Here is an 8,920-nt window from a genome sequence, read left to right on the forward strand (position 1 = left end):
AACGGGGGCCGGCGGGTGTGGCGGGGGGGGGGCGGGGGCCCAGGGGGTGGGCGCCGGCCACCCCGGGCATTTACATCCAGGTGCTTCTATGTTCTCATCGGGAAAGCGCTTGCCTCCGCAGTGGCCGGCGTGAGCGCGGGAGCCGCTTTCACCGAACTGCACCGGCGGGCCCGGGAGCCATGGGTCCCGGCCTACCTCGTCGCCCACGGGCATGGGCGTCGCGACGGTCCGTCCGCCTCATCGAGAGGAAGCAGCATGCGCACATCACAGCGTCGGATGACGCTGCTCGCCACCACCGCCGCCGCCACCGCGGCCCTGGTCACCGGCGGGCTCCTGACCGCCGTCTCGGCCCAGGCGGCCGCCGGCTGCCAGGTCGCCTACTCGGTCGCCAGCCAGTGGCCGGGCGGGTTCACCGGCAACGTCACGGTCACCAACCTCGGCGACCCGGTCTCCGGGTGGACGCTGCGCTGGTCGTACGGGGCCGGCCAGCAGGTCAGCCAGGCGTGGGGCGCCACCGTCACACAGAGCGGCGCTCAGGTTTCCGCCACCAACGTCGACTACAACGGCAACCTGGCCACCAACGGCAGCGCCTCGTTCGGCTTCAACGCGAGCTGGAACAACTCCAGCAACCCGGCCCCGACCAGCTTCACCCTGAACAACGTCGCCTGCACCGGCGGCAGCACCACCACCCCGACCACTCCGGGCACGCCGACCACACCGGGCACGCCGACCACCCCGCCGATCCCCAGCGATCCTCCACCGAGCGTCCCGCCGCAGACGGGCCTGGTCGGCTGGGCCACCCAGAACGGCGGCACCACCGGCGGTGGCGGCGCACCGGCCACCACCGTCACCAACGCCTCGGCGCTGACCAGCGCGCTGAACGCGACCGGGTCGGCGGTGATCCGGGTGTCCGGCACCATCTCCTGCTCGGGGATGCTGCGCGTCCGGTCGAACAAGACCATCCTCGGCAACTCCGGCGCGACAATCGTCGGCTGCGGACTCAACGTCAGCGGTGACCGCAACGTCATCATCCGGAACCTGACCTTCCGGGACTGGAACGACGACGCGATCAACGTGCAGGAGTCGGCCACCAACATCTGGATCGACCACAACACCTTCAGCAACGGGTACGACGGCGCTGTCGACATCAAGCGCGGGTCGGACTTCGTCACGGTGTCGTGGAACCGGGTCTTCAACCACGACAAGACCATGCTGCTCGGCCACAGCGACGACAACGGCGCGCAGGACACCGGCCACCTGCGCGTGACCTACCACCACAACTGGTTCGACGGCAGCAAGCAGCGCAACCCGCGGGTGCGCTTCGGCAACCCGGTGCACGTCTACAACAACTACTACCGGGCCAACACCGGCTACGGCGTGGCCTCCACCGAGAACGCCGGGGTGCTCGTCGAGGGCAACTACTTCGAGAACGTCCCGGACACGTACCACCTCGGCGAGGCCGACTCCGGGCCGGGCCGCCTGGTCGCCCGCAACAACTACTTCGTCAACTCGCCGGCCGGGCAGACCGGCGGCAGCGTCGCCAGCATCCCGTACTCGTACCAACTGGACACGGCGAGCACCGTCAAGTCCATCGTGACGGCCGGCGCCGGCGCCGGTCGGATCACGGTCTGACCGTGGGCCGGTCGGGGTCCGCCGTGCCGGCGGGCCCCGGCCGGGGTCAGTGCGCGGCGCAGCCGCCGGTGGGCGCGGGCGCGACCGCCGGTGCGCCGATCGTGGGCAGGCCCAACAACACCCCGGGGGTACGCGGGGAGCGGCCCGCCTCGGCGGCGTCGCCGGCCCGCGTGCGCCGGTGCGACAGCGGCGCTCCGTCGGCGTTGAGGTGATGCGGCGCGGCGTACGTGACTGCGGTGTGCACGATGTCGCCGGGCCGGATCGACCCGGCGAAACTGCCGGCGTCGAAGTGGACGAGCCGGCCGTCGCGGGCCCGGCCGGAGAGCCGCCCGGTCCGCTCGTCCTTGCGGCCCTCGCCGACCGCGACCAGCACCTCGACGGGCTCCCCCACCAATCGCTTGTTCTCCGCCCAGGAGATCTCCTCGACGGCCGCGACCAGCCGCTCGTAGCGCTCCTGCACGACCTGCTTGGGCAACTGGCCGTCCATCGTCGCGGCGGGAGTGCCGGGGCGCTTGGAGTACTGGAAGGTGAAGGCCGAGGAGAACCGGGCCTCGCGCACCACGTCCAGGGTGCGCTGGAAGTCGGCCTCTGTCTCGCCGGGGAAGCCGACGATGATGTCGGTGGTGATCGCCGCGTCCGGCATCGCCGCACGGACCTTCTCGATGATCCCCAGGTAGCGCTCGGAGCGGTACGAGCGGCGCATCGCCTTCAGCACGTCGTCAGAGCCGGACTGCAACGGCATATGCAGCGAGTGGCAGACGTTCGGCGTCTCTGCCATCGCGGCGATCACGTCGTCGGTGAAGTCCTTCGGGTGTGGGCTCGTGAACCGGACCCGCTCCAACCCGTCGATCTCGCCGCAGGCGCGCAGCAGCTTGCCGAACGCGTACCGGTCACCGAACTCGACGCCGTAGGAGTTGACGTTCTGCCCGAGCAGGGTCACCTCCAGCACGCCCTCGTCGACCAGGGCGCGCACCTCGGAGAGGATGTCGCCGGGACGGCGGTCCTTCTCCTTGCCGCGCAGAGCGGGCACGATGCAGAACGTGCAGGTGTTGTTGCAGCCCACCGAGATCGAGACCCAGCCGGCGTACGTGGACTCGCGGCGGGTCGGCAGCGTGGACGGGAAGACGTCCAGCGACTCCAGGATCTCCACCTCGGCGGCGGCGTTGTGCCGGGCCCGTTCCAGCAGCACCGGCAGGGCACCGATGTTGTGCGTGCCGAAGACCACGTCCACCCAGGGCGCCCTGCGGACGATCTCGCCGCGGTCCTTCTGCGCCAGGCAACCACCGACGGCGATCTGCATCCCCGGGTGCTTGTCCTTCACGGGGCGCAGATGACCGAGGTTGCCGTAGAGACGGTTGTCCGCGTTCTCCCGCACCGCGCAGGTGTTGAAGACGACGATGTCCGGGGTGTCGTCGGCCTGGGGCGCGCGCACGTAGCCGGCCTGTTCGAGCAGGCCGGAGATGCGCTCGGAGTCGTGCACGTTCATCTGGCAGCCATAGGTGCGCACCTGGTAGGTGCGCGGGCTGCCCGCCGCTGCGGTAGTCATGACCAGGACAGCGTATCCGGGTCGGCCGGATCACCCCGAACCGAGGAGCACCCGACATGTGCCGAAGCATCAAGACGTTGCGGGAGCCGTTCACCCCGCAGGTGACCGACACGGACATCGAGGCGGCGGCGTTGCAGTACGTCCGGAAGATCTCGGGCTTCCGGGCGCCCGCCGCGCACAACGCCGCCGCGTTCGAGGCCGCGGTGGCCGCCGTGACGGAGGCCACCCGCACCCTGCTCGACCAGCTGGTCGTGCGGGGTGGCGGGTCGAGCGCCGCCGACCGGCCGGCCACCGCCGCCACCGGGCGCGGCTGACCTCTTCGGCGCACCGGCCTCTTCGGCGCACCGGCACGGGCACCGGCCCCGGCTCGGCCCGGCCGGCTGGGCACCGGGTCAGGCCGCGGCGAGCACCGGCGCGACGGTGTCGGGAGCCCAGCGCGAGCGGTGACACTGCGACCAGCCCCGGCAGCCCGGGTCACCCAGCGTGCACAGCCGCTTTCGGCTGAGCACCTCGCCGTCGTCGGTGTCCCGGACGTCGAAGTGCACCGGGCGGACCGTCCCGTCCGGTGCGACGAGCAGGTGCCGGCCAGCGTCGAGCGTGTCGTCGCGCAGCAGGCAGTTGCGGCCCAGCAGTCGGGCCAGCGCGGCGATGCTGGCGTGCTCGGAGAGCCGGTCGGGCACCCCGTAGCAGTCGACCACCGTCGAGAACTCGCCCGGCGCCTGCCAGACGTCACACACCACCGCGTACGCCGGCAGCCGGGCCGGGTCCGCCACTGCCAGCGGCATCACCACCCGACCGAGCGCCTCGGCCAGCGCCGGGTAGACCTCCACGGGTCGTACCCGATCGATTCTCCAGTTCCACAGCTCGGTCATTCCGCCTCCTCGCTGCGTTCGTCCCACCGGCCTCCGGATCGGGCCTTACTGACGATGGTGGGGGGCATTTGACCCCAGCCGGGGGCAAGTTACCGGTCTGTGACCATTCCGGGCAAAATTTCCCTGAGCGGCATTGCTCGGAGTAGCGGGAAGGTGACAGTTTATCGGCTATCGTGCGCCATCCGCACCACCGGGACCGCGTGTCCCGGCACTGCGTCCGGGCCGCGCCGCGCTGTCCGTCAGCGCAGGACGACCAGGTGCTCCCCGCGGGGCAGCAGCTCGCCCACCACTGGCGCGCCCGGCAGCTCACCGGCGACCAGCAGGCCGCCGGAGGTCTGCGCGTCGGCCAGCAGCAACCGCTCACCCTCGTCCGCCGCGCCGAAATCCGTCCAGGGCGTGACCCACTCCAGGTTGCGACGGCTGCCGCCGCTGACGTACCCGTCGCGCAGCGCCTCCCGCGCGCCGGCCAGGTACGGCACCCGGGCGGTGTCGATGGCCACCGTGAGCCGGCTGGCACGGGCCAGCTTCGAGGCGTGCCCGAGCAGGCCGAAGCCGGTCACGTCGGTGCCGCACCGGATACCGGCGGCTACCGCCGCCCGCGCAGCGTCCCGGTTGAGGGCGCTCATCGAGGCGACCGCCTCCGGGAAGCTCTCACCGGTCGCCTTGTGCCGGGTGTTGAGCACGCCCACCCCGAGCGGCTTGGTCAGCGACAGCGGCACCCCGGCCCGGCCGGCGTCCAGAGTGATCAGTTCCTCCGGGCGCACGGTGCCGGTGACCGCGAGGCCGTACTTCGGGCCGTCGTCGTCCACGCTGTGCCCACCGGCCAGGTGACAACCCGCCTCCCGGGCCACGTCCTGACCGCCGCGCAGCACCTCGCGCGCCAACTCGAGCGGCAGCACGTCGCGCGGCCAGCAGAGCAGGTTGAGCGCCACCAGCGGGATGCCACCCATCGCGTACACGTCGGACAACGCGTTGGCCGCGGCGATGCGCCCCCAGTCGTACGCGTCGTCGACGACCGGGGTGAAGAAGTCCGCGGTGCTGACCAGGCCCGTCCGCTCGTTCAGGCGGACCACCGCGGCGTCGTCGCCGTGGTCCAGGCCGACCAGCAGCTCGGCGGTGCCGGTGGCCGGGCCGAGACCGGCCACCATGACCTCCAGCTCGCCCGGCGGAATCTTGCAGGCGCAGCCACCGCCGCGCGCGTAACGGGTCAGCCGTACCGGTTCCGTCATCCCCCCATGATCTCGACAAGCCGGTCTCGACGCCACCGTTGCGGCCCGGTGGTGACCAAAATCGGACCCCCGACAACGATCGGGACCGGTGTTACCGCTCCGTGACCAACTGAGTTGCGTTCCGCCACATCACGCCGCCTACAGTTGCCCAACCGGGGGTCAACCGACCCCGATCCGGGAGACGACAGGGACGGTGGACGACGTGACGACGGGCGAACCGCTCATCGTGCTGGACGCGGTCAACAAGTGGTTCGGGCCGCTGCACGTGCTGGACGACGTCTCGCTGTCGGTGGGTCGGGGCGAGGTGGTCGTGGTGATCGGCCCGTCCGGCTCCGGCAAGTCGACGCTGTGCCGCGCCATCAACCGACTGGAACCGATCAACTCCGGCACCATCACCTTCGACGGCCAGCCGCTGCCGGCCGAGGGCAAGCCCCTCGCCAAGCTGCGCAGCGAGGTGGGCATGGTCTTCCAGTCCTTCAACCTCTTCGCCCACAAGACCATCCTGGAGAACGTCACCCTCGGCCCGATCAAGGTCCGCAAGGAGAAGCCGGCCGCTGCCCGCGAGCGCGGCCTGGCCCTGCTCGACCGGGTCGGCATCGCCAACCAGGCGGACAAGTTCCCGGCCCAGCTCTCCGGCGGTCAGCAGCAGCGGGCAGCGATCGCCCGCGCCCTGGCCATGCAGCCCAAGGCGATGCTCTTCGACGAGCCGACCAGCGCCCTGGACCCGGAGATGGTCGGTGAGGTGCTGGACGTGATGACCTCGCTGGCCAGTGACGGCATGACGATGGTCGTGGTCACCCACGAGATGGGCTTCGCCCGGCACGCCGCCAACCGGGTCATCTTCATGGCCGACGGGCAACTGGTCGAGGATGCCCCGCCAGCGGAGTTCTTCGCGAACCCGCGCAGCGAGCGGGCCCGAGACTTCCTCTCCAAGATCCTCACGCACTAGGCGTCCGTAGTGGAGCGCGCCGTACTCGGTGGGCTCCGTTGAAGAAGGAGAAGAGTATGCGTATCAAGCGCGTTGCGGCAGTCGCCGCGGTCGCCGCTCTGGCGCTCGGCCTCACCGCTTGTGGTGGCGACGACGGCGGGGACACCGGTGCTGGCAGCAAGTCCTTCGCCGCCGGCAGCACCATGGAGAAGCTGAACAAGGCCCAGAAGATCAAGGTTGGCACCAAGTTCGACCAGCCCGGCTTCGGTCTGAAGGGCCTGTCCGGCAAGCCGGAGGGCTTCGACGTCGAGATCGCCAAGATCATCGTCAAGGAGCTCGGCATCCCCGAGGACAAGATCGAGTGGGTTGAGGCCCCCTCGAAGGTCCGCGAGGACGTGATCGTCAACGGCAACGTCGACTTCGTCGCCGCGACGTACACGATCAACGACAAGCGCAAGGAGCGGATCGCCTTCGCAGGCCCGTACTACGAGGCTGGCCAGAACATCCTGGTCAAGAAGGACGACACCACCATCACCGGGCCGGACTCGTTCAAGGACGGCACCAAGAAGGTCTGCTCGGTGACCGGCTCCACCCCGGCCGAGACGATCAAGAAGTACGTCAAGGACGTGGGCACCCAGCTGGTGCTCTTCGACACCTACGACAAGTGCCGTGACGCCCTCAAGGGCGGCCAGGTCGACGCCGTGACCACGGACAATGTGATCCTGCTCGGCTACATCGCCAAGGACGAGGCCTCCTTCAAGTTGGCCGGCGACAACTTCACCAAGGAGCCGTACGGCATCGGGGTGAAGAAGGAAGATGCCGACTTCCGCAGCTTCATCAACGACACCCTGGACAAGGCGGTCGCCGACGGCAGCTGGAAGAAGGCCTGGGACGACACCGCTGGCAAGTTCGGCGCGGAACTGGGCTCGGCGCCCACCATCAACCGCTACTGATCTGATCCTTCGATCTGGAGGGTGGGGAGGAACACCGACCCGTGAACGTGCTCATCGACAAGTTCGACGTCTTTGCGGGTGGTTTCTGGCTCACCCTCCAGATCTGCGTACTCGCCGCGATTGGCGCCCTCATCCTGGGCGGGATCCTCGCGGTGCTCCGCATCTCCCCGGTGCCGCCGCTGCGCGCGCTCGGCACCACGTACGTGAACGTCTTCCGTAACATGCCGCTGACCGTGGTGATGTTCTTCGCCGCCTTCGGTCTGCCAGCGCTCGGCTCCAACGCGGACTTCCTCCGCATCCCGGTGCTCGACTCGCTGTTCAGCCGGCTCGGCACCGACCTGCCGTATTTCCGGTTCGCGCTGATCGCCCTCGTGCTCTACACCGCCGCGTTCGTCTGCGAGGCGTTGCGGTCCGGCGTGAACGCGGTGCCCGCCGGCCAGGCAGAAGCCGCGCGGTCGCTGGGTCTGACCTTCGGCCAGAACCTGCGCCACGTGGTACTGCCGCAGTCCTGGCAGGCGTCGGTGGTGCCGCTCGGCTCGGTGATCATCGCGATGATCAAAAACTCCGCGCTGGCCGGTTTCTTTGGAGTGGTCGGCGACCTTTCCGCCACGGCTGACCAGCTCACCGGGGCCGAGGGCTACGCGTTCATCCCGGTCGCCATCGGCGTCTCGGTCGGCTACCTGATCATGACTGTGCCACTCGGCGCCCTGCTGGACCGGATCGAGAAGCGACAGGCGGTGGCCCGATGAGTCAGCAGACCAGCGTCCTCTACGACATCCCCGGGCCTCGGCAGCGGCGGATCACGCTGGTCAGCAGCATCTTCGCCGGCCTGGTCCTGCTCGTCGGGGCCTACTTCCTGATCTACCGGCCGTTGGACGAGAAGGGCCAGCTGTCGATGGAGTTGTGGGGGCCGCTGGTCGACCCCTCCAACGAGAACTTCTCCCAGGTGTGGCATCGGATCGGCCTCGGTTTCAAGAACACGCTGATCGCAGCGGCACTGGCCATCGTGACCTCACTGATAGTGGGCACTCTGCTCGCCGTACTCCGGATCCAGCTCAAGAGCCTGACCCGGCTCCGTTACGCCGGCATGGCAACTCCAATTGCGTACCTGCTGCGCGGGCTGAGCACGCTGCTGTCGGCGGTAACCCGTGTCTGCGTCGAGGTTTTCCGCGGCCTACCCGTCGTGCTCACCATCTTCTTCGTGGCCCGCGGCTTCCCCGAGTTCGGCCTCTACCTTGACAACCTCTGGTACCTGGTCATCGGCCTCACGATCTACAACTCCGTGGTGATCGGCGAAATTCTCCGGTCCGGCATGGAGGGGCTGCCGAGCGGTCAGGCCGAGGCCGCCGCAGCCATCGGGCTGTCCCCGACGCAGACCACCCGGATGATCCTGCTGCCGCAGGCCTTCCGGATCATGCTGCCGGCACTCATCAGCCAGCTGGTTGTGGTACTCAAGGACACCTCGTTGGGGTTCATCATCAGTTACGAGGAAACCCTGAACATCGGCAAGCAGATCATCGGCGTGCTGGGCAACCCGATCCAGGTGTACGTCGTGATCGCCGTGCTCTTCATCGTGGTGAACTACTCGCTGTCGAAGGTGGCCCAGTACGTCCAACGCCGGCTCTCCCGGGGCCGCAAGACCGCGGGCACCCCGGCGCAGAACCCGCCTCCCGCGGCGCTCATGTCTCAGGCCGAGGGTGCCGGCGGAGGCTCCTGACGCTCAGCTCGAAAGCAGAAGGGCCAGCCCGGCGTCCTGGAGG

General features: G+C 69.3%; 9 protein-coding genes. 6 read left to right on the forward strand and 3 right to left on the reverse strand.

The genetic code is table 11. From position 1 onward, the window contains the following. The first annotated feature begins 255 nt into the window (after nucleotides 1-255). Nucleotides 256-1,632 carry a cellulose binding domain-containing protein gene (locus ABZU46_RS29450; RefSeq protein WP_354862853.1) on the forward strand — a complete coding sequence of 459 codons (1,377 nt, stop codon included), beginning with the start codon at nucleotides 256-258 and terminating at the stop codon, nucleotides 1,630-1,632. A 46-nt stretch (nucleotides 1,633-1,678) separates the two neighbouring features. Here ABZU46_RS29450 and miaB read toward each other — a convergent pair whose 3' ends face one another. Then, nucleotides 1,679-3,178 carry a tRNA (N6-isopentenyl adenosine(37)-C2)-methylthiotransferase MiaB gene (gene miaB, locus ABZU46_RS29455; protein WP_354862854.1) on the reverse strand — a complete coding sequence of 500 codons (1,500 nt, stop codon included), beginning with the start codon at nucleotides 3,176-3,178 and terminating at the stop codon, nucleotides 1,679-1,681. 56 nt (nucleotides 3,179-3,234) lie between these two features. On the opposite strand from miaB, the gene ABZU46_RS29460 reads away from it, so the two are divergent. After that, nucleotides 3,235-3,492 (forward strand): DUF2277 family protein, encoded by a 258-nt coding sequence (locus ABZU46_RS29460; RefSeq protein WP_354862856.1) that lies wholly within the window; start codon nucleotides 3,235-3,237, stop codon nucleotides 3,490-3,492. Nucleotides 3,493-3,570: 78 nt separating this feature from the next. On the opposite strand, the gene ABZU46_RS29465 is transcribed toward ABZU46_RS29460, so the two are convergent. Continuing rightward, nucleotides 3,571-4,050 carry a hypothetical protein gene (locus tag ABZU46_RS29465; RefSeq protein ID WP_354862858.1) on the reverse strand — a complete coding sequence of 160 codons (480 nt, stop codon included), beginning with the start codon at nucleotides 4,048-4,050 and terminating at the stop codon, nucleotides 3,571-3,573. A gap of 239 nt (nucleotides 4,051-4,289) precedes the next feature. After that, complete coding sequence (selD, locus tag ABZU46_RS29470; RefSeq protein ID WP_354862859.1) at nucleotides 4,290-5,279, reverse strand: selenide, water dikinase SelD; 990 nt, start codon at nucleotides 5,277-5,279, stop codon at nucleotides 4,290-4,292. Between the two features lie 193 nt (nucleotides 5,280-5,472). Here selD and ABZU46_RS29475 point away from each other — a divergent pair, with 193 nt between their 5' ends. The 4 genes from ABZU46_RS29475 to ABZU46_RS29490 are packed head-to-tail and all read left to right on the forward strand — an operon-like array spanning nucleotide 5,473 to nucleotide 8,877. Then, on the forward strand, nucleotides 5,473-6,228 hold the full coding sequence (locus tag ABZU46_RS29475) for an amino acid ABC transporter ATP-binding protein (RefSeq protein ID WP_354862861.1): 756 nt from the start codon (nucleotides 5,473-5,475) through the stop codon (nucleotides 6,226-6,228). Nucleotides 6,229-6,284: 56 nt separating this feature from the next. Then, nucleotides 6,285-7,160, forward strand: a complete 876-nt coding sequence (locus tag ABZU46_RS29480) for a glutamate ABC transporter substrate-binding protein (RefSeq protein WP_354862863.1) — start codon at nucleotides 6,285-6,287, stop codon at nucleotides 7,158-7,160. Nucleotides 7,161-7,201: 41 nt separating this feature from the next. Then, nucleotides 7,202-7,909, forward strand: coding sequence for an amino acid ABC transporter permease (locus tag ABZU46_RS29485; protein WP_354862864.1), 708 nt, complete (start codon nucleotides 7,202-7,204; stop codon nucleotides 7,907-7,909). Continuing rightward, nucleotides 7,906-8,877, forward strand: a complete 972-nt coding sequence (locus ABZU46_RS29490) for an amino acid ABC transporter permease (protein WP_354862866.1) — start codon at nucleotides 7,906-7,908, stop codon at nucleotides 8,875-8,877. The genes ABZU46_RS29485 and ABZU46_RS29490 overlap by 4 nt, the downstream gene beginning before the upstream one ends. Nucleotides 8,878-8,920: the final 43 nt, after the last annotated feature.

Origin of the sequence: Micromonospora sp. NPDC005197 (assembly GCF_040608295.1) — a bacterium.
Taxonomy (GTDB): domain Bacteria; phylum Actinomycetota; class Actinomycetes; order Mycobacteriales; family Micromonosporaceae; genus Micromonospora.